The sequence below is a fragment of the Desulfosoma caldarium genome (genome assembly GCF_003751385.1).
GTDB classification, from domain to species: Bacteria; Desulfobacterota; Syntrophobacteria; order Syntrophobacterales; family DSM-9756; genus Desulfosoma; species Desulfosoma caldarium.
In genome coordinates this window covers 23515-49050 of record NZ_RJVA01000010.1, presented here as the reverse complement: position 1 = coordinate 49050, position 25536 = coordinate 23515, and the positions used below count along the sequence as shown (strand labels likewise).

Annotated in this window: 24 protein-coding genes; 14 read left to right on the top strand and 10 right to left on the bottom strand. The window is 57.0% G+C overall.

The window, feature by feature from the left end; translation table 11 throughout:
- Nucleotides 1-91: 91 nt before the first annotated feature.
- The 8 genes from EDC27_RS03325 to EDC27_RS03290 are packed head-to-tail and all read left to right on the top strand — an operon-like array spanning nt 92 to nt 7702.
- On the top strand, nt 92-841 hold the full coding sequence (locus EDC27_RS03325) for an SIR2 family NAD-dependent protein deacylase (RefSeq protein WP_123289209.1): 750 nt from the start codon (nt 92-94) through the stop codon (nt 839-841).
- A gap of 27 nt (nt 842-868) precedes the next feature.
- Entirely contained in the window at nt 869-1687 is an 819-nt protein-coding gene (gene tolQ / locus EDC27_RS03320) for a protein TolQ (RefSeq protein WP_123289208.1), read from the top strand.
- A 41-nt stretch (nt 1688-1728) separates the two neighbouring features.
- A complete protein-coding gene (gene tolR, locus EDC27_RS03315; RefSeq protein ID WP_245994232.1) occupies nt 1729-2130 on the top strand; it encodes a protein TolR in 402 nt (133 codons plus the stop codon).
- A 6-nt stretch (nt 2131-2136) separates the two neighbouring features.
- Nucleotides 2137-3036, top strand: coding sequence for a cell envelope integrity protein TolA (locus EDC27_RS03310; RefSeq protein WP_123289206.1), 900 nt, complete (start codon nt 2137-2139; stop codon nt 3034-3036).
- Nucleotides 3037-3068: 32 nt separating this feature from the next.
- A complete protein-coding gene (tolB, locus tag EDC27_RS03305; RefSeq protein ID WP_148045668.1) occupies nt 3069-4397 on the top strand; it encodes a Tol-Pal system beta propeller repeat protein TolB in 1329 nt (442 codons plus the stop codon).
- A 40-nt stretch (nt 4398-4437) separates the two neighbouring features.
- On the top strand, nt 4438-5016 hold the full coding sequence (gene pal / locus EDC27_RS03300; protein WP_123289204.1) for a peptidoglycan-associated lipoprotein Pal: 579 nt from the start codon (nt 4438-4440) through the stop codon (nt 5014-5016).
- Between the two features lie 17 nt (nt 5017-5033).
- Nucleotides 5034-5855: a tol-pal system protein YbgF gene (gene ybgF / locus EDC27_RS03295; protein ID WP_123289203.1), complete on the top strand. Its 822-nt coding sequence runs from the start codon at nt 5034-5036 to the stop codon at nt 5853-5855.
- A gap of 14 nt (nt 5856-5869) precedes the next feature.
- Nucleotides 5870-7702, top strand: coding sequence for an autotransporter assembly complex protein TamA (locus EDC27_RS03290; protein WP_123289202.1), 1833 nt, complete (start codon nt 5870-5872; stop codon nt 7700-7702).
- A 34-nt stretch (nt 7703-7736) separates the two neighbouring features.
- On the opposite strand, the gene EDC27_RS03285 is transcribed toward EDC27_RS03290, so the two are convergent.
- Complete coding sequence (locus EDC27_RS03285; protein ID WP_123289201.1) at nt 7737-8759, bottom strand: zinc-dependent alcohol dehydrogenase family protein; 1023 nt, start codon at nt 8757-8759, stop codon at nt 7737-7739.
- Nucleotides 8760-8882: 123 nt separating this feature from the next.
- On the opposite strand from EDC27_RS03285, the gene EDC27_RS03280 reads away from it, so the two are divergent.
- The 3 genes from EDC27_RS03280 to EDC27_RS03270 all read left to right on the top strand — a co-directional run bounded on the left by EDC27_RS03280 (nt 8883) and on the right by EDC27_RS03270 (nt 13205).
- Nucleotides 8883-12476 carry a translocation/assembly module TamB domain-containing protein gene (locus EDC27_RS03280; RefSeq protein WP_123289200.1) on the top strand — a complete coding sequence of 1198 codons (3594 nt, stop codon included), beginning with the start codon at nt 8883-8885 and terminating at the stop codon, nt 12474-12476.
- Between the two features lie 18 nt (nt 12477-12494).
- On the top strand, nt 12495-12695 hold the full coding sequence (locus EDC27_RS03275) for an SAP domain-containing protein (RefSeq protein ID WP_123289199.1): 201 nt from the start codon (nt 12495-12497) through the stop codon (nt 12693-12695).
- A 141-nt stretch (nt 12696-12836) separates the two neighbouring features.
- Complete coding sequence (locus tag EDC27_RS03270; RefSeq protein WP_123289198.1) at nt 12837-13205, top strand: hypothetical protein; 369 nt, start codon at nt 12837-12839, stop codon at nt 13203-13205.
- Nucleotides 13206-13285: 80 nt separating this feature from the next.
- Here EDC27_RS03270 and EDC27_RS03265 read toward each other — a convergent pair whose 3' ends face one another.
- The 9 genes from EDC27_RS03265 to EDC27_RS03225 all read right to left on the bottom strand — a co-directional run bounded on the left by EDC27_RS03265 (nt 13286) and on the right by EDC27_RS03225 (nt 23016).
- Nucleotides 13286-14887: an FAD-dependent oxidoreductase gene (locus EDC27_RS03265; RefSeq protein WP_123289197.1), complete on the bottom strand. Its 1602-nt coding sequence runs from the start codon at nt 14885-14887 to the stop codon at nt 13286-13288.
- A 45-nt stretch (nt 14888-14932) separates the two neighbouring features.
- Entirely contained in the window at nt 14933-15535 is a 603-nt protein-coding gene (yihA, locus tag EDC27_RS03260; protein WP_123289654.1) for a ribosome biogenesis GTP-binding protein YihA/YsxC, read from the bottom strand.
- Nucleotides 15535-16689 (bottom strand): pyridoxal phosphate-dependent aminotransferase, encoded by a 1155-nt coding sequence (locus EDC27_RS03255; RefSeq protein WP_123289196.1) that lies wholly within the window; start codon nt 16687-16689, stop codon nt 15535-15537. The genes yihA and EDC27_RS03255 overlap by 1 nt, the downstream gene beginning before the upstream one ends.
- Nucleotides 16686-17519 (bottom strand): tetratricopeptide repeat protein, encoded by an 834-nt coding sequence (locus EDC27_RS03250; RefSeq protein ID WP_123289195.1) that lies wholly within the window; start codon nt 17517-17519, stop codon nt 16686-16688. Before EDC27_RS03250 ends, EDC27_RS03255 begins: the two co-directional genes overlap by 4 nt.
- Before the next feature lie 27 nt (nt 17520-17546).
- Nucleotides 17547-18419 (bottom strand): ATP phosphoribosyltransferase, encoded by an 873-nt coding sequence (hisG, locus tag EDC27_RS03245; protein WP_123289194.1) that lies wholly within the window; start codon nt 18417-18419, stop codon nt 17547-17549.
- Complete coding sequence (gene hisI / locus EDC27_RS03240; protein ID WP_123289653.1) at nt 18416-18799, bottom strand: phosphoribosyl-AMP cyclohydrolase; 384 nt, start codon at nt 18797-18799, stop codon at nt 18416-18418. The genes hisG and hisI overlap by 4 nt, the downstream gene beginning before the upstream one ends.
- A 121-nt stretch (nt 18800-18920) precedes the next feature.
- Nucleotides 18921-19958, bottom strand: a complete 1038-nt coding sequence (gene rlmN / locus EDC27_RS03235) for a 23S rRNA (adenine(2503)-C(2))-methyltransferase RlmN (protein WP_123289193.1) — start codon at nt 19956-19958, stop codon at nt 18921-18923.
- Between the two features lie 7 nt (nt 19959-19965).
- Nucleotides 19966-21282 (bottom strand): histone deacetylase family protein, encoded by a 1317-nt coding sequence (locus EDC27_RS03230; protein WP_123289192.1) that lies wholly within the window; start codon nt 21280-21282, stop codon nt 19966-19968.
- 21 nt (nt 21283-21303) lie between these two features.
- The gene (locus EDC27_RS03225) at nt 21304-23016 is read right to left on the bottom strand and encodes a hydantoinase/oxoprolinase family protein (RefSeq protein WP_123289191.1); all 1713 of its coding nucleotides are present in this window, start codon (nt 23014-23016) and stop codon (nt 21304-21306) included.
- A 271-nt stretch (nt 23017-23287) separates the two neighbouring features.
- On the opposite strand from EDC27_RS03225, the gene EDC27_RS03220 reads away from it, so the two are divergent.
- The 3 genes from EDC27_RS03220 (at nt 23288) to EDC27_RS03210 (ending at nt 25531) form a co-directional block, all read left to right on the top strand.
- Nucleotides 23288-23962: a rhomboid family intramembrane serine protease gene (locus EDC27_RS03220; RefSeq protein WP_123289190.1), complete on the top strand. Its 675-nt coding sequence runs from the start codon at nt 23288-23290 to the stop codon at nt 23960-23962.
- A gap of 80 nt (nt 23963-24042) precedes the next feature.
- Nucleotides 24043-24339, top strand: coding sequence for a DUF167 domain-containing protein (locus EDC27_RS03215; protein ID WP_211334758.1), 297 nt, complete (start codon nt 24043-24045; stop codon nt 24337-24339).
- 16 nt (nt 24340-24355) lie between these two features.
- Nucleotides 24356-25531 carry an acetyl-CoA C-acetyltransferase gene (locus EDC27_RS03210; RefSeq protein WP_123289189.1) on the top strand — a complete coding sequence of 392 codons (1176 nt, stop codon included), beginning with the start codon at nt 24356-24358 and terminating at the stop codon, nt 25529-25531.
- Nucleotides 25532-25536: the final 5 nt, after the last annotated feature.

The following is a 25536-nucleotide window of genomic DNA, read 5'->3' as shown; positions in this document are numbered from 1 at the left end:
CACGGGGATCCTTGACAATGCTGGAAGAACACCATTACGATGGCTCTATTGATGAGATGTTTTACCGTGGGGTGGCTCAAAGGTAAAGGGTATGTGGCCATCGGTCATTGAAGAGGCGGCCAAGCGAATCCAGGCGAGTTCCTGGGCTGTGGCGCTTACGGGGGCTGGCATTTCCGTAGAAAGCGGCATTCCCGACTTTCGAAGTCCGGGCGGTTTGTGGTCCAAGTACGATCCTATGGAGTATGGGGATATTCGCTCCTTTCGCGCCAACCCCGGCAAGGTCTGGCGCATGCTGATAGACATGGAGCATATGCTCATCGATGCGGCGCCCAACGCAGCCCATTACGCCCTGGCGACGCTTGAACGAGAAGGCTTCCTCAAAGGGGTGATCACGCAAAACGTGGACAGCTTGCATCAGAGGGCGGGCAGCCGTCATGTGGTAGAGTTTCACGGCCATGGGAGAAGTGCTCGATGTGATTGGTGTGGGCGGGAAGTGCCGCGGGAGGCGCTCAAGGTGCAGGACGTGCCTCCGCGATGCGTCTGCGGCGGGCCCATGCGGCCCAATTTTGTTTTTTTTGGAGAAGACATTCCGCGGGCGGCTTACCTTCAAGCGATGCACATGATGGAGCGCTGTGATGTGCTTTTGGTGGTCGGGACATCAGCCACCGTGGCCCCGGCTTCTCATTTGCCTCTCATGGCCAAGGACCGAGGAGCGTTTGTCATCGAGGTCAATCCGAACGTGACGGATCTGACATCCATACATACCAATCTTCACGTTCCCATGCCGGCAGGACAAGCTCTGCCGGCTATGGTTTCGGCCTTGGGACTGTCCCTGGAGTGATGGCGACAGAAAGTGAGCGTAGTTTCCATGGTTGTGACGACTGTGTTTTCGCCCATGTTGGTAACGGTGGCGTTGGCGGCTCCGAAGGCCGGCGTCAGCAACGGCGTGGCGGACATGATTTGGAACGCCGGCCCCATGGTCAAGCTGGTGCTGCTGACTCTGGTGATCATGTCCCTGGCCTGTTGGGGTGTGGTGCTGGTGAAATTCAAGGTGTTTCGTCGCGCCGAAAGGCAATCGGAAGACTTTTACGAACTGTACCGGAAGAAAAAAAACTTCGGGTTATTGTATCGAGAAAGCCAGGCGCTGAGCGATAGTTACTTGGCCCAAGTTTTTCGGGCCGGCTACACCGAATGGGGGCGGGTGACGAAATTTCTGGAGTCTTTGGGTTCGGCCGAACCGGCCGCGTGGAATGGCGAGGAGGCGCTGAGCACGGTGGAAAAGGCCATGGAAGGGGCCATGCTCTTGGAAGTTCGGCGGTTGGAGCGCTTTCTTTCCCTGTTGGCCACTACGGGCAATACGGCTCCGTTCATCGGGCTCTTCGGCACCGTCTGGGGCATCATGACCTCCTTTCATCACATCGGGTTGAAAGGGGCGGCCAATCTCGCCGTGGTGGCGCCAGGCATTTCCGAAGCGCTGGTGGCTACGGCCATCGGGCTTTTTGCGGCCATTCCCGCCGTCATTTTCTTTAACTACTTCATGAACCGTATTCAGGCGATTCAGGGGCAGATGCAATACTTCGCAGGGGATCTCTACACCGTGCTCAAGCGTGAATGGATGCGGCGATCCGCCGCCCAGGCCAAGGAAGTAGTCGAGGAGTCCCCGGCCGTTGTGCGCACCTCACGCTGAGAGTTGCCTTCATGAAAGTCCAAGGCCCTTCTCGACAGCTCATGTCCGAGATCAACGTGACGCCTTTTGTGGACGTGATGCTGGTGTTGCTGATCATCTTCATGGTGACGGCGCCCATGATGATGCAGGGTGTCGATGTGGATCTGCCCAATGTGGAAGCGCCCGCCATCCCTTCGGAAGAGGAAAGGTTGGTGGTCACAGTGGATGCCCAAAGAAAAGTCTATATCAACGAGTACGCCGTGGACATGGACACCCTTGGGCCCAAACTGAGTGCCATTTATCGAAACAAAGGGGGCAAGCAAGGGGTTTTTCTGAGGGCCGACGCTTCTCTTCCCTACGGCTTTGTCATGGAAGTCATGGGCACCATACGACAGGCAGGCATCGATCAGATCGGCATGGTGACGGAGTCGGGGGAGAGGCGCGATAAAGCACCGGGCGGATAAATTGTGATGATGGCTGCAGACGCTTTCGATCGCTTGCGTCTTCACCGTCGAGACGTGCTCTTTGGCATGGCGATTTCCCTTGCCGTGCATGCGGTCATGATCTTCGTGGTGGTTTTTTTGCCCCATGTGCTTCCGCGAAAGCCAGTGGTAATGCCCTTTTACGCCGTAAAACTCGTGAGCGTTGGGGAAGTGGGGCTGGATTCGGTCGGCGGTGGCACTGGGCTTCCGACTCCGGTCAAGGCTCCCAAAGCCCCCTCCAGCGCGCCGCAAAAAGCGGCTGTGCCAGTCCCCGTGGTGCCCGTGAAGCGCCTTGCGGACGGTTTCAAGGTTTCCGACGCTCAAGTGGAAAAGCTGGAGGCGACGGCCGGCCCGAGCCTAGAGCCTGTGATCAAGCCGTCCATTGACAAGAGCGTGGAGCAACTTTTGCCCAAGGAAAAGGCGCAACGACCCAAGGCGCCGGCCGTGCCCGAAGGGCTGCCGAACAAGCAGGCGGCTGGAGGATCAACCTCGCCTTCCGAAGCCAAGGAATCTGCCCCGAAGGGTTCCGGCACGGGCGGTGCGGCCAAGGGCTTTTCAGGACCCTCGGGTTCAGAAGGCTCCGAGGACCAACTGGCCTTGGCGCGGCGTTTGTACTATACGGAAGTCTGGGCGGCCATTAAGAGACAGTGGGTGCTTCCCCAATCCCTCGTCAAGATGCAGGGCTTGGAAGCCGTGGTGATCATTGTGGTGCGCCGGGATGGCAAGATCGAAAAGATGCAGTTTGAAAAAAAGTCCGGCAACCAGCTTTTTGACGACTCCGTGCTTCGAGCCATTCAAAAGGCGGATCCGTTGCCCAAATTTCCGGACATCTACAGCCCACCTCGAGACGAAATCGGCGTGCGTTTTCGACCGGAAGACGTGGTGTGAAGCCTCACTTAAAGAAAGGAAGCGAGAAAAGAGTGCACAGAGGATGGCCTTTGTGGATGCTCCTTTTGGGAGTGTGGGCAGCCTGCTTCTGCCTTTCGGTGTCCACCGCATGGGCCGCCGAACGGGTCTACATCGACATCACGCAGCCTGGTTTTGTCAAGCTGCCCATTGCGGTTCCGGACTTTAAAGCGCAAGGGAGTGAGGAGCCATCTCTGGCGCATGAGATGGCGGATGTGATCGCTGACGATTTGGATTTTTCCGGCTATTTCAAAGTGCTGGATCCTGCGGGGTTTCTGGAATCTCCGCAGCAGATGGGAGTTTTACCCTCGGAAATTCGCTTTGATACCTGGAAGGCCTTGGGGGCCGAGTTCCTCGCGCGAGGCCTTTACGAAGTGCGAGGCGGAAGCCTGAATGTGGAATTTCGACTCTTTGATGTGATCTCGCAAAAGATGGTTTTGGGAAAGGCCTACGAGGCCAGGGTGTCCGATGCCGTTGCGGTGGCTCATCGCATCGCCAACGAAATCATCGCTGTGCTCACCGGAGAACCCGGCATCTTTGATACGCGTATCGCGTTCGTCCAGGCCGAAAAAGGTGTCAAAGAGATTTATGTGATGGATGTGGACGGCCGAAACCTCACGCCCATCACTCGCGATGGCACCATTGCCCTGTCTCCGGCATGGAGCCCTGACGGAACCCAGCTGGCTTTTGTGAGCTACCTGGAAGGACAGCCGAAGATTTTTGTAGCCAAGGTTTTCTCGGGGTCTCGGCGGGCTGTGATCGGGTATCCGGGGATCAACATCACGCCGGCATGGCATCCGACCGGGGGCCGCCTTGCCGCAACCCTGTCCAAGGATGGCAATCCGGATATTTTTCTCATCGACACTCAGGGATCCATTCTGCAAAAACTGGTGGGCAGCTGGGCCATCGAAGTCTCCCCGTCGTGGTCTCCCGACGGATCGAAGTTGGCCTACGTGTCCAATGAATCGGGAAATCCTCAGATCTATGTTCTGGATGTGACCAGCGGCAACAAGAGGCGTCTCACTTACGAAGGCAAGTACAACACATCCCCGGCTTGGTCCCCCAAGGGGGATTGGATTGCCTTTTCCGGAATGGCCGGCGGCACGCATAACATCTTTATCATACGTCCTGATGGATCGGGTCTGCGAGCTTTGACCCATGGGGAAGGTTCCAACGAAAGCCCAACCTGGTCTCCCGACGGACGGCTCATTGCCTTCAGTTCGACTCGAGAAGGCCCAAGCGCCATCTGGGTGATGGTGGTGAATGGTGAGGGAACACGGCGGTTGACTCGAATGGAAGGGGCGCAGAGCCAGCCGAGTTGGTCGCCGAGATCGAGTCGCTAAAATATAAAGTTTTCTCGATGGACAGAGCGGGGAGGAAACGATGAATCATCGATTGACGTTGGTGGTGGGGATCTGGTGCGCTCTGGTTTTGGCCATCCTGAACCTGACGGCATGTTCCAAGAAAGCCGTGCCCGGACAGGCGGTGTATCCATCGGCGGCCACGGCACTTTCGGCACCGGAAACGCCTCGGTACACGCCGGGCGGTCCCATCGATGAAGCCACATGGCAAAAGCTGGGGCTGCGTACGGAAGAAGAGCGGCAGAGGTTTCTAAAGGAAATGGATCAGTTTCAAAACGAAGACATCCATTTTGAATTCGATGCTTACGTGCTCATGGAGGAAGCCAAAGCCATTCTGGACAAGAAAGTGGATTTTCTGCGCCGCTACCCTACCGTGTACGTGATCATCGAAGGTCATTGCGACGAAAGGGGTACCAATGATTACAATTTGGCATTGGGAGAACGAAGGGCCAACAGTGCCTGGCAGTATTTGGTCAATTCTGGAATAGATCCCTCCCGGTTGAGCATGATCAGCTATGGAGAAGAGCGGCCCATCGCCTTGGGGCATGACGAAGCGTCCTGGGCCAAGAATCGACGGGCTCATTTCGTGGTGCAGTTTTAGGGAAAAGGGAGCGGCCCATGGGCGGCAAGGCAAGGCGGGGAAAAGGCCTGGGGTTTGAAGCCGCGCTGAGCGTATTCCTCATTCTTTCGGGGTGCGCTTCCACGCAGGAAACCGTGCTGCTTGAGAGCAACCTTTCGAACCTCCAAGTGCAGGTTCAGGAATTGGACGCTCGCATTCAGAAACTGGAGCGAGCGGTGTTCGGCTTCAAAGGATCGACGGGATCGGCGGTCGGAGGCCTGGCCGCCTTGAATGCGCGCATGGATCAGATGCAAATGGATTTGGGGCGGATTCGAGGGCAGGTCGAAGAACTGCGCCACCTTCAGGGACAGGCTTCCCCAGAGTCCTCGGCTCCCAAACCGGGCTCAGACCAACCGGTAATTTCCATTCCCAGTGTCCCCACTCCGGCCCCAGGCCCTGGAACCACGCAGCCCGCGACGGCTGCCGCGCCAGCGGCCCATGCGCTCGACCCCGAGAAAGAACTCTATAACGGGGCCATGGTACTTTACCAAAAGGGAAACCACAGGGCGGCGTTGCAAAAGTTCAAAGAGTTCTTCAAGCGGTATCCCACATCTGATTTGGCCGACAACGCGCTGTTTTGGATGGGCGAATGCCATTTCATGATGGGCAGTTACCAGGAAGCCATCAACAGCTACCAGGAGGTTTTGGATCGTTTTCCTAAGGGGAACAAGGTCCCCCACGCCCTTCTAAAGCAGGGAGCTGCTTTTGAAAAACTGGGCGACACCACGGCGGCGCGCATTCTCTACGAACGCGTCATGCAACAGTATCCCAAAAGCCCTCAAGCACAGGTGGCCAAGAAATGGCTTGATAGGCTCAAATAACACGGGGTTTTAACTTGAACGACCGTCTTTATCGGTTGTTTTGCGGTGTGGCTTTTTTTCTTCTCATGCTCTGCGTGCCGCCGATGCTATACGGGCAGACGGCGGCTTCCCCCGCCGTTCGATTCATTCGCTTTGTGGGTGCCAAAAGCTTTGATACCGGCCGTTTAGAAAAAATCATGGAAACTCAAGCGAGGCGTTTTCGCTGGGGACGTGGCCATCCCCTTGATGAAGCCGTCCTACAGAAGGATTTGGAGCGGATAGAGAAATTTTATAAAAGCAAAGGGTTTTATGACGCTCGTGTTTTGGGATATCGGCTGATTCCCTTGGGAGGGCGCGAAGTCATTTTGGAGATCTCGGTGGAGGAAGGGCGGCCCGTCCTGGTGGAGAGCGTGGAAGTCACCGTGGATGATGCTGCTTTCGGGCCGTGGCATGATGACCTTCTCAAGGTCATTCCGCTCAAACCGGGGCGCCGCTTCACGTCCTCGGATTTCTACGACACGGAAAAAGTGGTTCGGCATTTCCTGAGCCTCTGGGGATACCCTCGAGCCATCGTGGAAACCCAGGGCACCATGGACAAGGAGGCGAAAGTAGCGCGCATCGAAGTGCACGTGGCTCTGGGACCTGCCTGTTTTTTCGGCCCTGTGAGCGTGGAAGGCAACCAGCGCGTGGAAACGGACCTTATTGTCAAGGAGCTCACCTTTCGACCCGGGGAACGGTACCGAGCCAAAGCCTTGCTCGATTCTCAAAAACGCCTCATGGATCTCCATCTTTTTACCTTCGTGGATGTTCAACCCCAGTTGGACGCGTCCTTTGAATCCCAGGTGCCGGTGTCGGTGGTGGTCAAGGAAGCCAAGAGTCAGACCGTGCGCTTTGGAGCGGGCTATGGGACGGAAGACCGACTGCGAGGCCGTGTGGGCTATGAATATCGGAATTTTCTCGGGCAAGGACGGACCCTGGAACTGGATGCCAAGGCGAGCTCTCTGGTTCGCTTTTTTGAAGGCCGGCTGACGCAGCCTCACTTCCTTTACGACCCATTGAGGCTTTCCGTATCCGGCGGCGTCTCTCGCGAAATGCAGGAAAGCTACACAAACGTACAGTATTTTCTTCGACCGCAAGTGACCTGGCAGCTTAATGAACACTGGCTCCTGAACGCCGGACCCAACGTGGAAGCCAACCGGTTGGTGGACGTAGGCCTGACCTCCCAAGCCATTCGACCCAGTGATCAAAAGGGTGAAGAATACTACGTCTCCTCCTTGGTGTTTGGCGCCACCTACCAAAAGGTGGACAACATTTTGGATCCTCGGCGAGGTGTGCAGTTTTTTCAGCGGCTGGAATGGGGTGGTTCGGCTGTGGGTTCCGAGGTGGGCTTTGTGAAGTTCGGCTTGGAAGGACGTTCCTACCTGCCCATCGATCCTTTGGGCGTGCTGGCTTTTCGTGCCAAATGGGGCAGCATTGCGGAACTAGAAAACACGGCTCGCGTGCCCATTTTTAAGCGCTATTTCAGTGGCGGAAGCTCCAGTATTCGCGGATATCCTTACCAAAAACTGGGACCACTGGACGACGACGGAAACCCTCTTGGTGGACTTACCCTCCTGGAACTGAGCGGCGAATGGCGTTTTCCTCTCAAGAATTCCTGGGAAGGCGTCCTTTTTGTGGATGTGGGCAACGTCTATGAGAGCCGCTATGAACTGCTTTGGGACCAGTTGCGTTCCACCGTGGGCGCAGGGCTTCGCTACAAGACGCCTGTGGGGCCCCTGCGCCTGGATTTCGGTTACCAGCTAAATCCTCCTCACCAGGATTTCTTCAACCGTTATCAAATCCACCTGAGCATCGGGCAAGCTTTTTGACACCAGCTCAATGGCGAACGGGTTTTCCCATCGGTCAGGGAAGAAGCACACCCGTGCCTTCGAGGCGATTCGCTTTGAGGTCCTGCAGAGCTTCATTGGCCGCCGTCAGAGGGTACGTGCGCACCACGGCCCGCACGGGCACCGCGGCCGCGGTTTCCAGAAGTTCCAACGCGTCCTGCCGTGTGTTGGCCGTGACACTGTGCACGTTTTTTTCGTAGAAAAGATGTTTTTCGTAATCCATGGCCGGAATCTGAGTCATGTAGATGCCGGCAAGGGCCAGAGTGCCACCCTTGTCCAGGTGTTCCAAAGCTTCCGGAACCAAAGGGCCGGCCGGAGCAAAAACAATGGCATGTTGCACCTTGACGGGAAGATCTTTGGCGGAGGTTCCTGCCCACACGGCGCCGAGATCCCTAGCGAGCTTTTGATGGCGAGGGGTGCGTGAGATGGCGTAAACTTCGTAGCCCCAATGCCGAGCGATCTGAATGACGATGTGCGCGGAGGATCCAAAGCCGTACAAGGCCAAGGTGCGAGGGCCTTCAGCAGGCTGGCGGTTCGATGGGCCGCACAGTGCCCGTTTGAGGCTGCGATATCCGATGATGCCGGCACACAGCAAAGGAGTGGCTTCGGCATCGGAAAGGTTATCCGCGATGGGGTAGGCGAAATCCTCATGGACCACGGCGTGGGTGGCGTACCCGCCGGGCGCGTGGTAACCGGTAAATAGGGCCTTTTCGCAAAGATTTTCAAATCCTTGCTGGCAATATCGGCACACGCCGCAGGTGTGCCGCAGCCACGCGATGCCTACACGGTCTCCTTCCCGAAACCGATGGGCTTCGGGGCCCCTCTTCTCCACCCGCCCCACGATCTGATGTCCCGGAATCACAGGATGACCCAAAGGAGGCAGCTCCCCTTCGACCACGTGCAGATCCGTTCGGCACACGCCGCAGGCTAAAACCTTCACGCGAATTTCCCTTCGGGACGGCTCGGGGTCAGGATGCTCTTCCAAAACGAGGGGATGGTGTTCGACGGGAGCGCACCGGTGTAAGACCATGGCTTTCATGGAATCTCCTTTCTTTTGAGAGCGGGAAATTGTGAACATGAGTTGATTTGACGGGCTGAGTGATTGATAATCCACCCAGTGTGAGAGAGCCCGTAGAGTGAACCCTCAAGGAAAGATCGAACCGTGGGATCTATCAAAGGTCAAGAAAAAACACCTTTAAACTCCAAAAGAAGCCATCGGCCTTTGCATCCTGCGCCGGTTTTCTCAGGCTTTTTCAAGGCCTGGATTGTCCTTGCCGCCCTCGTGCTTGGTGTCCCGCTGCTCACCGTGCTCTTAATGCACGCCCCCTGGGTGCAAGAGTGGGCGATGCAGACTGTGGTCCAGCGCGTGCATCAGGAAACGGGCCTGCATCTAACCGTGGGCGGGTTTCGGTGGTTTCCTTTGGGCAACCTTCGCCTGAAGGACGTATCCGTGGAATCCAACAAAGGCCCCGTGTTTATCACGGAGTCCTTGACCATTCGCTACAACTGGCGCTGGTCGAAACCGTATCTTGCCCTGGGCGATGTGACGCTTCACAGGCCGTATGTGCGACTGGAAAAGGGCAATGACGGCCAATGGCACGTTCCACTGCCCAAGCTCGAGGACAGAGAAAAGAAGGGTGACCGAGCGAGGTGGTGGGCGCGATGGCCTGTGCCCCAGGTCACCGTGGTTTCCGGGCGCCTTCAGGGTTTTGATGGGGAACGATGCGTCCTGAATGTGTCCGAGATGACCGGAACGCTGCGAGTGCGCGATGGATTGGAGGATGGTTCTTTGGGAGTGGAGGTGAGGCTAGACCCGTGGCGCATGGAATTCCTGGTACCCGTGCGAAGCCAGCTCACACTGACCGCCCAGGCTTTCCTCAAGGACCAAGACCTTTACGTGAAGACGCTTCAAATGACGGTCAATGAAACGTCACGCATAGCGGTGAGTGGAACCTGGTATGATTTTCCTCAAGGTAGCTTCTCGGCGCAGGTTCGGCTGATGCCCTGTTCATGGGCCATTAAAGGCTGGGGAGGCGGCAAGGGGGCAGAAGCGCTGTCCGGCATTCTGGAAGGCCTCATCGATCTCGAAGGCACTCCGGCACGGCTTGACGGCCGGTACGATCTTCGAGGATCTCATGGAAGTTTTGTGGGCACGGCTCGTTGGGCCGCTTCCAAAGACAGGGCCCTTCTCACGGCAGATACGTCGATCACGGGACTGGTGCTGCCTTGGGATAGCAAGGGGGCATCCACCGTGTCGGGAAAAACGCACCTGGTCATAGAGCATCGAAAAGGTGGCACAACGAAAATAAGCTTTGCCCTTTCCCAGGGACGCTTCAGCACGGAAAAGATGACCATGCAGGATCTGATCTTGGATGTGGATTTTCAGGAAGGCATCTTCGTGGTGCGGCGGGCTTCGGGTCGATGGGACAAGGGTGGCTATGTGGAAGCGTCCGGGATCATCGAAGGCACACCATCCACAAACGCGCCGGCACGTCGTCCGAATCTACGTCTTGACGTCAAGGCCGATCAGGTGCCTTTGACCCTTTTTCAGCATCTGGTGCCTGACCATGAGCTGGCGGGGGTGGTCTCGGGTCAGGGTAAACTGCAGGGGGCCTGGCCGCTGTTGACCTGGACGGGGCACATGACGGGACGGGATGTGGGGGTGGATGCGTTTCGATCCAAAGCCGTGCGAATCGACGGCACTTCTGACCTTTCAAGTCTGCAGGCGGCTCGAAAACTAACCGTGGAACTCTCGTCCTTTGCCTACGGACAGTATGCCGGGGACTTTCTCTTGATCAGGGTCCATCAGCAGGCCGAGGCAAACACGGCGGACGTGGTCGCGCAAGGACGCCGCGTCGCGGCCTTGGATCATCTGAACCTCAAAGGCAAGCTGACGTCCCCAGAGGATTCTTACAAGGTGTTTCGCATGGACAAGGCGGATTTTTCCTTTGCTGGAGACAAATATGCGGCTCAAGGGGAACTCCGCGTCGGTGCAAGGGCTGTGCACGTGTCGTCGCTGCGTGTGATTCGAGGGGACGAGGAGATGCAGCTGCAAGGAGCCCTGAGAATTTCGGGGCCCTTGGATGTCTTGGTGCGCTTGCGACACCTTGATATGGCCTTTTGGCTGTCGCGCTTTGTCCCTGAAACTTCATGGAAAGGCGGTCTCAAGAAATGGCTTCAGGGACGCTTGGATACTCAGGTGCGTCTTAAGGGAACGGCGGAAAAGCCCACCGTGGTTCTGAACGGGTCTCTCAACCAGCTGTCTGTGCCTGGCCTGGAACAAACTTTTGTGCCCTTTTCAGGACGTTATGAAGCGGGCACGCTGACCCTTCGCGTTAAACTCCAAGCCGCGTCCTTGAACACTCCCGTGCTTTTGGACGGGGCGTGGCCGCTGGACCTTCGATTTGCGCCGTGGACGTGCCGCCTTCGCGACGGGGCGAATGGGCAACTGCGATCCACAGCCCGGGATGTGCCCCTGGAAAGCCTGCAGGCCATCATCCCGTTAAAAGAACTTAAAGGTTTGGCTTCCTGGGACGTGCGCCTTGTGGGTTCCTTGAAAAACCCCCGTTTGAAAGGTTCGGGCGCTGTGCGTGGTGCATCCTTTCTGTGGCCCGGCTGGACGGAAAAGGTGCAGGAGCTTGAGATCCGTTGGCGGGCCGAGGAATCCTCCATTCACTTGGAATCTGCGGAATTTGTCTTGCTCGGCAGCCGAGGACGAGCTCAAGGAGAACTCCTCTTGCCTGGAGGCCGTTTTGGCGGCTACGCGCTCCAGGTTGCCGGAGATGATGTGCGGTTCCCTGAAATTTTTGGTATCGAAGGGCAAGGCTCGGTGCGCGGAACCGTGACACAGAAGGGCTATGGCTTTGCCCCTAAGATTGTGGGTGAAGTGAGTCTTCACAAGGTTTCGATCAATCTTGGAGAATTGGAAAAGGACGTGGCCCGTCAGATTCGCCTCGTTGAAGAAACCGGCCAGGGTTCCAAAGTTCTTCTCGGCACACGACGAACCCAGCCCAGAAAAATGAACGGCTTTGAAAACGTGGCGATGCAACTCAAGATTCACTTGCCACCAAAGGATGCCTGGGTGCGCGGATTCGGTTTGGAAGCCGAGGTGCACGGAGCGGTCACCCTTGATAAGCTCCAAGGCGGTTCCATACAACTTCACGGCACCCTCTGGACTTCCAGAGGCCAATATGCCTTTCAGGGAGTTCACATGCGAGTGGAGGAAGGGGAGCTCACGTTTCGAGGTGAGACGCCGCCGGATCCATTTCTGTCGGTGACGTGTCAAAAAGATCTTCGGGACGTGATCGTCACGGCGTCGCTCACGGGCCAGCTCAGCCGCCCAAGGCTGGTCTTTTCCAGTTTCCCGGAAATGGACCAGGTGGACATTGTGTCCGTGCTGCTCTACGGTCGCCCGGCCAAGGAACTCAGCGCACGACAAGCCCGAGAGCTTCGGGATCGCGGTGTTCAGTTTGTGTGGGGAGGGACCACGCCCGTGGTGAAAAGCCTTTTGGGTGACTTGCCCCTTTCACCGGATGCGGTGGATATTAAAGGGAGCGAAAACGGCAGTGTGCTGGAAATCGGCAAGCACCTGACCCCCGAACTCTATGTCACCTACCAAAAGAGCCTGGAGGGGGCTGAGAAGGATGAGCTGCGCGCGGAATACCGCGTGAACCGCTTTCTTTCCGTGGAAAGTCAAGTGGGAGGAGAAGATCGGGCAGGTGTGGACGTGCTTTTTCGCTACGATTTCGGCCGATGACAGGTAAGGAGTTAGGCCATGAAGATGCAAGAAATTCGAGCCAAAGCCAAGGCGCTGGGTGTCAACTCTTTCGGCAAGAAAAAAGCGGACCTCATTCGAGAAATTCAAAGGGCGGAAGGAAACTTTGACTGCTTCGGCACCGCTCAAGGCTACTGCGATCAGAGGGATTGCTGTTTTCGAAGCCTATGTCTTGCAGAATCTCAACGCATTAGGCCGTGATGTTCGAAGCATTTGTCAAATCGAGGCCTCAGGGCTTTCTTTCGGCGCCCATAACGCACGGTGCGGTGAGGGCGTTTTAATGCCACGGCCGGCCAGGCTTCGGCCACTTGGGACTCCTTCTGGGAAAGGCAAAGGACAGTGATGGAAACTTCCGCTTCCGAGAGAAAAATTGAATTGCTCAAGGTCCAAAACCAGAAAAAGCCCGAACAGGTCATTTCGGTCGTTCGCGACCCCCATGGCGAAGGCTTTCACACAGAGGGCCTTACGCGCCTTTTCGGACTCAAAGAAATCTGGATCGACACGCGAAACATTTCCGAATCCGTGGTGGAATACGCCCGGGTGCTTTCCTTCATTATGGAAAGCATCTCCGAGGCTCAAGACTTGGGCCTTCCCTTTGGTTACCAGGACACTTTCACCTTTCACGGGCTCACGTATTCTTTGAAAGACGGCGGAACTTACAGAGTCCTTCGGCGAGTTCCCGAATTTGGACAAGCCGCCTACGACGAATGAAGCGAGCCCATGGCAACGATGGCACTCTGTGGTCTGAGGCGGCGCCTCTCGTGACGAATGCGACTTTTTCGCGTTGCCCCTCAGGAACGTGTCCAATACGGGTGGGATAGGTCTTCAAAGATGGTCATGGCCGCGCCGGCTCCGGCACCCACGGCCGTGACGATCTGCTTGTAGCCCCCTTCCACATCACCGGCGCAATAGATGCCCGGGACGGTGGTTCGGTGAAAACCGTCGTGCTGAATGTAACCTTCAGGGGTGAGGGCGGCACCGACGGCTTGAGCCAGGCGGTTTTCCGGCACGTAGCCGATGGCCACAAAGACGGCGTCGGCTGGCACAGTAAAAGTCTTGCCGTTTTTGTTGTTCAACAGCTCCACATGGGTGACCTTCTTGTCCCCATGAATTTCCTTGACCTCGGCGTTCCACAGCACGGGAATGCCGGCATTCCCCACTGCCTTGACCAGATGTTCCTGGGCCCTCAGGTGGTCTCGGCGATGTACCAGGGTCGTGTGCACGCCGATGTGATGCAGGTGCAATGCTTCGGTGACCGCACTGTTCCCTCCTCCGATAACCAGCGCCTTTTTCCCTTTGTAGAGCGGCCCGTCGCAAGTGCTGCAAAAGCTCACGCCGCGGCCTGCGAAGCGGCTTTCCCCAGGCACGCCCAGCCTTCGGTAAGTGGCTCCCGTGGCCAGAAGGACAGATCGAGTGTGAAAAAGGCGCCGATTGGTCTTAACGGTCATGGATGGAGAAAGAGCGATTTCCATCACTTCCTCGTTGGGAAAGAGATCCACATATTCCATGGCATGGGCAACCATAATGTCCACCAGATTTTTTCCCGCGATGCGCGCAAAGCCCGGATAGTTTTCCACAACGGGGGTCGTGGCCACTTGCCCTCCCAATGTGCCGCGCTCAATGACGGCCGTGCGCAGACCGCTGCGCACCGCGTAGATGCCTGCGGTCAATCCCGCCGGACCGCCTCCGACGATGACGAGATCCGTGTCGATTTCTTCGGCGTCACTTTCCGGAATGAAAAGGCTCTGCTGTTCCATCTTTTCCAAAGAAGCCATGAAAAGCTCTTCCGGTTGGGCTCCTTGAGCGATGAGGCTCTCATTGGCATAGGTCTGAGGAACACTGAAGGCTGAATATCTTTCCGCCAAATCCGGATGGAATTGAATGTCTACAATCTGTACGGACACCATGTCGGGGCGTTCTACGGCGGCTTTGACGGCGTTGACGACCTGCTGAGGACAATAGGGGCAGGTAGCGCTGACAAAAACGCGAACCTTTCGTGGCTCGGTGAGCCGCTGAAGAATCCTTCGCGATGGATCGCTCAGGCCACTGTGGCGGGAGCCGAGGAGCAGAAGCATTTCCACGAAGGATCGCCCTTCTTCGCCCAACGGCACCCCCAGGTAGCTCAGTCGGTAGCGTTCCGGTTGAAACACCAAAGCGGGCGCTCGGTCGATACCCCAGCCGGATGTTCGAGGATCCTCAAGGTCGATTTCGTGAAACGTGATGGTGTCGGATAGAGGGCGAAACAGCCCGACGAATTCTCGAACGATCTGCGCGATGGCTTCGTGCTGGTTCTTGTCCGTGACCACGTAAACGGTGACGGGGTAGGGTAGTTTCTTGAACAGCTGCTTCAGATGCTTTTCCACGTCTTTGGGAAGCGCTGCTGCGGATGCCATGAAGGCCCTCCAAATAAAATAGTAGGTTTGTAGGGGTCGATGTTCTTATGCCGGTTGTTGAATCCAGGGAAGAAGTCGTGCCCACAGGGCTTCGACCCCTTCTCGAGTGGTTGCCGAAAAGAGGACGATGTCCGTCACGGCAACACCAAGCAGGCGCGAGGCTGCCTGCGCGTGCGGCAGGCGTTTGCTTCGAGGAACCTTGTCGGCCTTAGTCAGCACGGGCACGGCGTGAAGACCGTGCGACTGCAGCCAGTTCCAGAGCTGCAGGTCGTCGGCTGTGGGAGGATGCCTCAGGTCCATGATGTGCACGAGGCCCGCCAGTTCTCGCCGTGTGGTGAGGTATTGTTCCACCATGGGTCCCCATTGTTTTCGAATTTCCGGAGGCACTTTGGCGTACCCGTACCCTGGCAGATCGACGAAGACAAAGGCGTCGTTGATGCGAAAGAAGTTGAGGGTCTGCGTGCGGCCCGGTGTGGCGCTGGTGCGTACGAGCTTTTTTCTGCCGAGCAGGATGTTGATGAGCGAAGACTTTCCAACGTTGGATCGGCCCGCAAAGGCCACTTCAGGAAGCCCTTCCTGTGGGTAACCCTGTGGGGCTACCGCGGATGTGACGTACTCCGCGGATCGAATGACAGGCACGGCGCACATCATGAGCTTCGCTGAGCCAGAAAGCGTTCCAGGCGATTCATGGCTTCGGCGATGTTTTCCATGGAATTGGCGTAGCTGAAACGCAGATAGCCTTCGCCTCGGCTTCCGAAATCCACACCGGGAGTGACCCCCACGCGAGCCTTTTCCAGGATTTCAAAGGCCAAGGCCAAGGAATCGTGGGAGAACCTCTTGGCATTGGCAAAGACGTAAAAGGCTCCCGTCGGTTCCACGGCAATGCCGAAGCCCATGGTGCGCAGCCTGTGTATCATGAAACGGCGCCGCTCATCATAGGTGCGCACCATGCGGGCCACATCGTCTTGAACTTCCGGGACCGTCAAAGCGGCCAGCCCGGCCCATTGAGACACGGAATTGGCAGAGATGAAAAAATTTTGCATCAGGGCTTGCATGGGCCGCACCAAGTCCTTGGGCACCACGAGGTAGCCCAGTCGCAGTCCGGTCATGGCAAAGAGTTTGGAAAAACCGTTAAAGACGATGGCCTTGCGCGTAAATTCCAGAATGGAATGAGCCCGTCCTTTGTAGACCAGTCCATGGTAGATTTCATCGCTCAAAATCCATAAGCCCAGATCCGCCAGAGCTTCCAGATGTTCCTTGTCCATGAGGGTTCCCGTGGGGTTGGACGGGGAATTGATGAGCACGGCACGGGTTCGAGGGCTTATGGCGCGGCGCACCGCTTCGGCCCGCAACTGAAAGCCGTCTTCTTCGTCCACGGGCACTAGCTTGGGCACGCCGTCAAGAAAAGTCACAAAGCTGGGATAGCAGGCATAATGGGGATTGGAGAGAATCACTTCCTCGCCGCAGTCCATGAGGGTGCTTAGAGCTATCAGAAAGGCCGGCGAAGAGCCCGACGTCACCAGAATCTGGTCGGGTTCCAGGTCGGTGACGCCGTAAGTCTTGGCATAGTAGACGCACAGCGCCTCTCTTAATGGCCACAGTCCCAGGCTGTGCGTGTAATGGGTTTCTCCACGCTGCAGGGCTTCCACGGCGGCCTGAAGCACGGCTTTGGGCGCCGGAAAATCGGGCTCCCCCACTTCCAGATGAATCACCGATTCTCCGGCCCGCTCCATGGCCTGGGCCTTTTCCAACACATCCATCACCAAAAACGGTTTGACGTGGCGCACACGGCGGCAAATCATGGCGTCTGTCCTTGAGCTTCCAAGCGGCGAAGGTAAACTTCGGCAGCATCGGCAAGTGGTGTCCCCGGCGCGAGGCGCAGAACCCGGCGAAAAGCGGCAATAGCTTCGGCCGTGCGGCCTTCGGCGACACAGATGCGGCCGTAATGAAATTGCGCATCCGCCAATTGAGGCCCGTAGGTGACCGCGGCCTTGTAGGCACGGCGTGCGTCGGCCCGGCGTCCCAGAGCTTCCAGGGATCGTGCGCGATAAAGGTGCGCTTCGGCGTAGGCGTTTTGAAAGTGGAGTGCCTCATCGAAATAGGCCACGGCTTCGCCATAACGGCCCTGATCCATCATCAAGCGTCCCAGATTGTAGAGCGGCTTTTCAGGGGTGCGGTAAAAGGGATTGGCCAGAGCCTTTTGAAAATGCTCCATGGCCTTGTCCCTTTCGCCCTGTTCCGCATAAAAAGCGCCGAGCGCGTTATGGGCTTCGGAATAATCGGGCTTCAGTTCCAGGGCCTTTTGAAAATGCGTCAGCGCTTGATCGGGCAGGCGACGGGCCGCATAGGCCAAAGCCAAGCTATAATGCACGCGCGGATTTTTGGGGTCCTTCTTTTCCGCGGCCACCAGATACTGAAGAGCCTGCCCGGTGTCTCCCGCCGCTAAGAACTTGTCTCCCAAAGCCTGCAGGTCGTCGGCGTTCATCCAAGCCGTGGGCTCTTGTTGCGACGAAGGCAAAGACGAGCAGGCCATCGCGCTGAGCGCCAGCACGAGAGCCGCAAGGTGCGAGAGTCCACGCCCCGCATTTCGTGTTCCAAGCCCTTTCTGTGCCGTGCCCCCTCGTCTCTCCATCAAGACTCCTTAGCCCTTAAAGGACGCTCAAATCACCTTGTTCAGGCTGTATTCAATGATACCTACCGCCCCACGTTTCAGCAGTTGCGGGACGAGTTCCCGCACCGTGTGCTTAGACACGACCACCTCCACGCTCAGCCAGTCGGACTGATACAAATGGGCCGTAGTGGGTGATGTGAGGCTGGGAAGGATTTCGATGACGTCGTTGAGCTTCTCCTTGGGGACATTCATCTTGAGGCCCACCAGGTCTTCGGCACGGAGTGCTGCCTGGAGCAAGAGGCTAATCTGCTCGATTTTTTCGCGTTTCCAGGGGTCGTTCCAGGCGGTCTTGTTGGCGATAAGCTGTGTGTTGGTGAGCATCAGTTCTTTGACGATGCGCAACCCGTTGGCGCGCATGGTGGCGCCGGTTTCCGTCACCTCCACGATGGCGTCACACAACCCGGCAATGACCTTGGCTTCCGTGGCACCCCAAGAAAATTCAACATCCACGCGCACACCAGCCTCGGCAAAATACCGTCGCGTGAAATTGACGAGTTCCGTAGCGATTTTCTTTCCTTCCAAATCCCCCACGTCTTGGACGGGTGAATCATAGGGGACGGCGAGCACCCATCGTGCCGGACGCTGACTCACTTTAGAATAGATCAGGTCGGCCACCACATGGACATCGGAATCATTTTCCAAAATCCAGTCCTTGCCGGTCAGGCCCGCGTCAAAGGTGCCGTTTTCTACGTAGCGGCTCATTTCCTGAGCCCGACAGATGCTACATTGGATTTCCGGGTCGTTGATTTCCGGAAAATAATTGCGATTGGTGAGCGAAATTTTCCAGCCGGACTTTCGAAACAGTTCGATGGTCGCCTCTTGCAGACTCCCTTTGGGAATACCGAGAATGAGCTGTCTCACGCCTTGTAAACCTCCTTGGGATCAAAAACGCGTTCTTCGGCTACCTGAAAGGCACCGTTTTCAAAGCGGCGGAAAAAGCATGAGGCGTAACCTTCATGACAAGCGGCGCCGCTCTGTTCCACCACGATCAGCAGGGTGTCCGCGTCGCAATCCACATACATTGCATGAACCTTCTGCACATGGCCCGACGTCTCTCCCTTGAGCCACAACGCGTTTCTCGATCGGCTCCAATAGTGTGCCAGCCCGGTTTCCACAGTTCTGGTCCAGGCTGTTTCGTTCATGTAAGCCAGCATGAGGACGCGGCGGCTGGTCACGTCTTGAACAATCACGGGAATCAGTCCGTTTCCTTTAGCGAAATCAGGCTTTTCTGTCAACGTCACCTCCTGCGTGTCGGTGTCCTGCCAGCCTTTGGGGCCTGAGCCCAAAGCCTATGGCCACGATTACAAAGAACGCCTCTCTATGGCCTCAGGATTCCCTGGCCGCCATAAAAAGACGGAACGACTAATTTACCATTCGAGCGGCCAGCTGTCCACAAGCGGCTCGAATATCCGCGCCGCGACTTTGGCGAATAGTGGCGGTGAAATGGGCCTGCTGTAAAATGTCTTGAAAAGCGGCCACGGTCTCTTCGGAAGGCCGTTCAAAGGGCAAAGAGGGATGGGGATTGAAGGGAATGAGGTTCACCTTGCAGCGCACGTGAGAAAGAAGCTTAACCAGGTGCCGAGCGTCTTCCGGGCGATCGTTGACCCCTTTGAGCAGAATGTACTCAAAGGTGATCCGCTTTCGGGACGGCATGGGATACGCTCGGCATGCCTCCATGAGGGCTGCGAGAGGGTAGGTGCGATTGATGGGCATGAGGCGGTTTCGTGTCTCGTCGTCGGCCGCATGAAGGCTTACCGCTAAGTTCACCGGGCTTTCCCGTCCCAGGCGTTTCATGGGGGGTACAAGTCCCACTGTGGACACCGTGACACGCCTGTGGGAAAACCCAAGCCCTTCGGGAGCCAGAAGAATGGTGAGGGCTCTTCTCACGGCTTCTTCATTGGCCAAAGGTTCTCCCATGCCCATGAACACAATATTGGTGATGCGCGGCTTCGGCCCCACCGCGTGCTGCATCTGGATCAATTGGTCGACGATTTCCGCCGTTCGCAAATGGCGCACAAAGCCCATGGTACCGGTGAGGCAAAAGCGACACCCCAGCGCGCAGCCCACTTGGCTAGATAGGCATGCAGTGAGCCGCGGAGGATCGGGGATGAGCACACTCTCGATGAGATGCCCGTCATGAAGGCGAAAGGCAAACTTGCGGGTTCCATCGAGAGCGTCTTCGGTTCCCACCAGTTCCAGTGCATTCAAAATGGTGCCGTATTCTAGTTGGGTGCGAAAGGCTTTGGGCAGATCAGAACATTCATCCCAGGAACGAATCAGGCGGACATAAAGGTGACGAAAGATCTGGCGGGCTCGAAATGGACGTTCCCCAAGGCCGGCGACCCAGGCTTCCAGCGCCTTCAGGGGAAAGTCCTTGATCAAGACACGATCCTCACGCATGGGCTCGCTACGCCTTTTGCATCACGTACCGGTTAGTGGTTCGATCCTGCAGATAAACGCCATCGTAAGACCGTCCGTTCACCGCGTCAAACCATTCATAGCCCAGCGAGACACAGTCCGAGCACGCCTTTCTAGGAATGTGCACGGCATAGATGTGGTAACCACGGTCGGTCAACGAGTCGATGGAAAGAACGCCGCTGCACACGGGGCACACGCGCAGGCGTTCTTTTTGATTTTCCAGGATGTTGTCCGTATCATAGTAGATCGTGCGCTCTCTTTGCGCGAATTCTTTAGTCGCGCGGTTCTTGGCAATGAATTCCGGACATCGGCGCCAATAGCCCAAAAGTTCTTCGGCCATGCGGTCGATGTAGGCGTTGGTTTCTTCCGGCTGTCGAATGCGCTGCGGATCGTAATCCGGTTCCTTGACCTTGCTATAATCCAATCCGGCCATGGCCAAAATGATGCCCACGTTGACGTAGGGCAGGGCCCCTTCGATAGAGTATCCTCCTTCCAGCACGGCAATGTGAGGGCGCAGCATACTGGTCAAAGTGGCGTAGCCGTGGGCGGAAAAGTTCATGTTGGTGATGGGGTCGGTGTAGTGGTTGTCTTGCCCTGCGGAATTGACGATGAGTTCCGGCTGAAATGCTTCCAGAATGGGCAGAACGATCTTTTCCATGGCCCGCAGGAATCCTTCTTCGGACGTCCTGGGTGGCAGAGGGACGTTAATGGTCGTTCCCATGGCCGTGGGCCCTCCCAATTCGTGATGAAAGCCCGATCCAGGATAAAGCGTGCGGCCATCCTGATGAATGGAAATAAACAGCGTGTCCGGGTCATGCCAGTAAATGTCCTGTGTGCCGTCTCCGTGATGGCAGTCGGTGTCCACGATAGCAATGCGGTCCACGCCGTAGACGGCCCTCAGGTGCTCGATCATGATGGCTTCAATGTTGATGTTGCAAAAGCCGCGGGCGCCATGCACGACCCGCATGGCGTGGTGCCCTGGAGGTCGCACCAGGGCAAAGCCTCGGTCGATTTGGTGTTCCATGACCGCCTTGGCGATGGTCATGGCGCCGCCGGCGCTGATGAGATGGCTTTCGGTCAGCACACTGCGCTCGTCGGGTACACAAAAATGCACGCGCTGCACATCTTCGAGGGCGGCCAAAGTGGGCTTGAATTCCACAATGCCCTGAATATCCAACAGACCTTCCTCAAAGATCTGATCCTGCGTATACAAGAGCCTTTCTTCCCGTTCCGGGTGCGTGGGGCTGATGGCCCAGTCAAAGGCGGGAAAAATCACCAGACCGGTTTTGTGGGCGGCACGGAGCATGAGCGTTTCTCCTTAACGGGACTAGACGGTGCAGCTGGGTGCGGTGGCGTCGCTGTGTTGAATCCTGTCGACAATGCATCGGTAATGGCCAATGAGGCCCGGCTTGACCTGAACCTTCACCCGGTAATATTTGCCCGCGGTGTAGAAGCCTCGAACCATGTTGAATTGCAGTTTCTCCAAGACTTCCGTTTCCAAATCGGAGCGGGTGGCGCCCTCGCGAACGGCCTTTTCCGTCAGCAGTTCCAAGGCCAGGGAGACGGCCTTGCCCATGGTGAAATCGCGTTTGACCGGCTGATGAAAGGCTTCTTCGGGCGCCGTGGCGATGCCTCGCTCCGTGTCCACAAACAGGGTGAGTTCGCAGGTGGTGCGGGCCAGAGCCGCTCCCACGGCATTGGCCACGTCCCACTGCGGCACGACGCGCACGGTGTAGGGCGATATTTCTTCTAACCTTTTGGCGAAATAGGGGGCCGGGCCTCCCAGCACGAGGATTTCTTTTGGCCTCACCTGATAGCCTTCTAGAAGTTCGTGAACGGTATAGACGGGTTTGGCATTGATGGCCTGCACCATCTCTTCGGCAGCCTGCAGGATGCCTCGGCATGCCATGTCAAACACCTGCTGCGCGGCCTCCTGCATGGGCACCCCCAGAGCCTCCGCGACCTGAAGCATACCGCGTTCGGCGGCGCTTCGGTTTCCGTTGAGATTTCCCCCCAGAGCAATGATGGCATCCGTGGGCGTGGGTGTGGGCCCACCAAAGGCCATGGCCGGACCTTCTCGGTCCGGTCCCAACTGCAGCCGACCGTTCTTGACTCGCACCGCACTGTCTCCTCCCAGAGCGAGGGAGCTGGTTCTCAAGGCGCGAATGAGGGTACGAAAACGACCCACTTTCGCACCCTGGGCGGCCAAGAGAGGCACCGTGCCCACTATGACGGCCATGTCCGTGGTCGTGCCTCCGATGTCCAAAACAAGCGTGTCCAGATGTTCCGACGAGTAGGGCAAGGAACCCATGACACTGGCGGCCGGACCCGACAAAATGGTTTGCCCCGGAAGGTCCAAGGAGGCGTCAAAGCTCATGGTGCCGCCGTCCGCCTTCAGAATGTGAATGGGAATGGGCAGGCCATTTTTCTTCAAAGACCGGCGCACGGCGTCAAAAAATTTCTTGTGAATGGAATAGACTGCGGCGTTGAGGTAGGCCGTGGCGATACGGCGAGGAAAATTCAGGCTTCCTGACATGCGATGCCCCAGAACGACATAGTCAAAGTGATCCCCCAGGAGTTGCTGAATCTGGGTTTCATGCTTGGGATTGCGGATGGAAAACTTGCCCACCACACCCACGTGGCGCACGCCTTCCTTGCGCAGCCGCGACCCGATAGCTTCGATCTCCATGGGTTCAATGGGCTGAATTTCGCGGCCTCGATGATCGATGGAGCCCGAGACCACGTAATAATGGTCGTTGGTGCGAAAGGATTCGGGGTCCAGGCCCGGCCCGCTGGTCACGATCATGCCGACCGGTGGGAGCTTTTCCTCAGCGATGGCGTTGGTGGTGAGCGTGGTGCTCAAGACGATGCGTTCCACTTCATGAGGTGCCACCCCTAAAGTGACCGCTTCCAAACCCTTCCAAACACAATCAAGCAGGTTGTCATGGGTTGTGGGAACCTTGGCCTGACATTCGATGCCATGTTCGCCCAACAAGACCACGTCGGTGTGTGTGCCGCCCACATCCAGCCCTATGATCATGACCAACCTCGAAGTCTTTGTGGAGTAGCCGATATCGCATGAGACCGCCTTTGAGAATCGCCAATGACATCGAAAAGGCTGTTACCGCGCCTCGTGAACAAAGCCTTGCAATTCCTGAGGATGCTAGCCAAAAGGTCTTCTCGTGTCAATGAACCGTATCTGATTTCGATAGCTCAAACAACCATTGCTTTACAACAAAAGGAAATGAAGATACTGTAAAATGCTTAAGTGGCTTGCAAGAGGCCTTTAAACCAAGAAGGACGCCGAACAGATGATTCCTTTGCGTGATGTCAATCCTTCCAGGCGCTTTCCGGCGGTGACCTACGGCATCATCGGCCTCTGCGTTTTGGCATTCTTTTACGAACTGGCCCTGGGACCCGGCCTGCGCATTTGGATTTACCGGTACGGCATTGTGCCCATTCGCTACACGCATTTGGAAGTGGCCTCGCGCTTCAGCACCCTTGAGCAGGCGATTCCTTTTGTGACGACCATGTTTTTGCATGGCGGCTGGATGCACCTCATTGGCAACATGTGGGTGCTGCACATCTTTGGAGATAACGTGGAAAGCGCTCTAGGGCGAGGTCGCTATCTTCTTTTCTATCTTCTGTGCGGTTTGATCGCGTCCCTGATGCACATTGTGACGAACCCTTCATCGCGCATTCCCACCATCGGGGCCAGTGGCGCCATCGCCGGAGTGATGGGCGCCTATTTTCTGTTGTATCCTCGAGCGAGAGTCCTCACACTGGTGCCCATCTTCTTTTACTTTTCCATAGTTGAAATGCCAGCCTATGTGTTTTTGGGCCTGTGGTTTGTGATGCAGTTTTTTAGCGGCACCTTTGCACTCATGGGCGGCGGAGCCCAGGTGGGGGGAGTGGCCTGGTGGGCGCACATCGGTGGGTTTGTCGCCGGCATGGTGCTTGTGAAAGTCTTTCGAGAACGCCGATGATTCGGCACAAGCGAGACGGCATGGAATTAGGCCCGAAGGATTCCTCCTCTTTTTTACGATCTCACCCTGAAGGCGTCACCGTGACCGTACGTGTACAGCCCAACGCACGCCGAACCGAACTGGCGGGCGTTCAGCAGGGGGCGCTCAAAATCAAAGTCTGCGCGCCGCCTTTGGAAGGGGCGGCCAACAGGGAATGTGTCCGGTTTCTGGCGGATCTCGCGGGAACGTCCAAGAGCCGTGTCCGAGTGCTCCAAGGGAACAAAAGCCGAAACAAGGTGATTTTGATTCGAGGAACCACGGCCGAGCGTCTCATGGCGGTGTTTCAAACGCTCGGTTTTGGCGAAGGGCGGCATTCGCCAACATCCAACGGAAGCTGAAAAGGAGGACAAGGTCATGCGGGAAGCGGTCATTGTCAGTGCGGTGAGAACACCGCTGGGAAGCTTCAACGGCTCTCTTGCCAGCATCGGCGCCACGGCACTGGGCGCCGTGGTCATTACAGAAGCCGTGCGACGCGCAGGCATTGCCAAGGAAGACGTCAACGAAGTCATCATGGGGCAAGTGCTGCCCTGCGGCTATGGACAGAACCCCGCCAAGCAGGCCGCCGTGAAGGCGGGCTTGCCGTGGGAAGTGGAATGCCTGACGGTGAACAAGGTGTGCGGCTCCGGCCTCAAAGCCGTCATGCTGGCCGCTCAGGCCGTGCAGACGGGGGATGCCGACGTGGTGGTGGCCGGCGGCATGGAGAACATGAGCATGGCTCCGTATTTTCTGGACAAGGCGCGCACGGGCTACCGCATGGGCCATGGGCAGCTTAAGGATCACATGATCCACGACGGTTTGTGGGACATCGTGAACGATTTCCACATGGGCATTTCCAATGAACTGTGCAGCGAACGCTACGGCGTGAGCCGCGAAGACCAGGACATGTACGCTCTGGAATCCTATCGGCGGGCTTTGAATGCCATCGCGGCGGGCAAATTCCAGGATGAAATTGTGCCGGTTCCTATACCGCAACGCAAAGGCGACCCGGTGCTCTTTTCTAAGGATGAATGCCCTCGTGAAACCTCCTATGAGGTGCTCTCGAAGATGAAGCCGGCCTTCAAAGAGGGTGGCGTGACCACGGCGGGCAATGCGTCGATCATTTCCGATGGAGCCGCGGCGGTGGTCGTCATGGCCAGGGAAAAGGCTCAAGCGCTGGGTTGCCGTGTTTTGGCCACCATCGGGGCTCAGGCTTCTGCCGGTATCGACATGAAATACGTTCTGGTGGCGCCCATTTGGGCGGTTCCCAAGTGCCTCAAAAAGGAAGGCATTGGCTTGCAGGACGTGGATCTGTACGAAATCAACGAAGCCTTCAGCGGATCCACCGTGGCCGTCCTGCGCGAACTGCAATTGGATCCGGCTAAGGTGAACGTGAACGGCGGAAGCGTGTCCCTGGGGCATCCCATTGGAGCCAGCGGGGCCCGAGTGTTGGTCACCTTGATTCATGAAATGATCAAACAGGACAAGAAAACAGGCCTGGCTTCTTTGTGCCTAGGCGGCGGTGAAGCGGTGGCGCTTGTGGTCAAGCGATAGCAAAG

Coding starts and splice junctions, on each gene's coding strand:
- EDC27_RS03325 (WP_123289209.1), top strand. CDS start 92: ATGTGGCCATCGGTCATTGAAGAGGCGGCCAAGCGAATCCAGGCGAGT.
- tolQ (WP_123289208.1), top strand. CDS start 869: ATGGTTGTGACGACTGTGTTTTCGCCCATGTTGGTAACGGTGGCGTTG.
- tolR (WP_245994232.1), top strand. CDS start 1,729: ATGTCCGAGATCAACGTGACGCCTTTTGTGGACGTGATGCTGGTGTTG.
- EDC27_RS03310 (WP_123289206.1), top strand. CDS start 2,137: ATGATGGCTGCAGACGCTTTCGATCGCTTGCGTCTTCACCGTCGAGAC.
- pal (WP_123289204.1), top strand. CDS start 4,438: ATGAATCATCGATTGACGTTGGTGGTGGGGATCTGGTGCGCTCTGGTT.
- ybgF (WP_123289203.1), top strand. CDS start 5,034: ATGGGCGGCAAGGCAAGGCGGGGAAAAGGCCTGGGGTTTGAAGCCGCG.
- EDC27_RS03285 (WP_123289201.1), bottom strand. CDS start 8,759: ATGAAAGCCATGGTCTTACACCGGTGCGCTCCCGTCGAACACCATCCC.
- EDC27_RS03275 (WP_123289199.1), top strand. CDS start 12,495: ATGAAGATGCAAGAAATTCGAGCCAAAGCCAAGGCGCTGGGTGTCAAC.
- EDC27_RS03270 (WP_123289198.1), top strand. CDS start 12,837: ATGGAAACTTCCGCTTCCGAGAGAAAAATTGAATTGCTCAAGGTCCAA.
- EDC27_RS03265 (WP_123289197.1), bottom strand. CDS start 14,887: ATGGCATCCGCAGCAGCGCTTCCCAAAGACGTGGAAAAGCATCTGAAG.
- yihA (WP_123289654.1), bottom strand. CDS start 15,535: ATGTGCGCCGTGCCTGTCATTCGATCCGCGGAGTACGTCACATCCGCG.
- EDC27_RS03255 (WP_123289196.1), bottom strand. CDS start 16,689: ATGATTTGCCGCCGTGTGCGCCACGTCAAACCGTTTTTGGTGATGGAT.
- EDC27_RS03250 (WP_123289195.1), bottom strand. CDS start 17,519: ATGGAGAGACGAGGGGGCACGGCACAGAAAGGGCTTGGAACACGAAAT.
- rlmN (WP_123289193.1), bottom strand. CDS start 19,958: ATGCGTGAGGATCGTGTCTTGATCAAGGACTTTCCCCTGAAGGCGCTG.
- EDC27_RS03230 (WP_123289192.1), bottom strand. CDS start 21,282: ATGCTCCGTGCCGCCCACAAAACCGGTCTGGTGATTTTTCCCGCCTTT.
- EDC27_RS03225 (WP_123289191.1), bottom strand. CDS start 23,016: ATGATCATAGGGCTGGATGTGGGCGGCACACACACCGACGTGGTCTTG.
- EDC27_RS03220 (WP_123289190.1), top strand. CDS start 23,288: ATGATTCCTTTGCGTGATGTCAATCCTTCCAGGCGCTTTCCGGCGGTG.
- EDC27_RS03210 (WP_123289189.1), top strand. CDS start 24,356: ATGCGGGAAGCGGTCATTGTCAGTGCGGTGAGAACACCGCTGGGAAGC.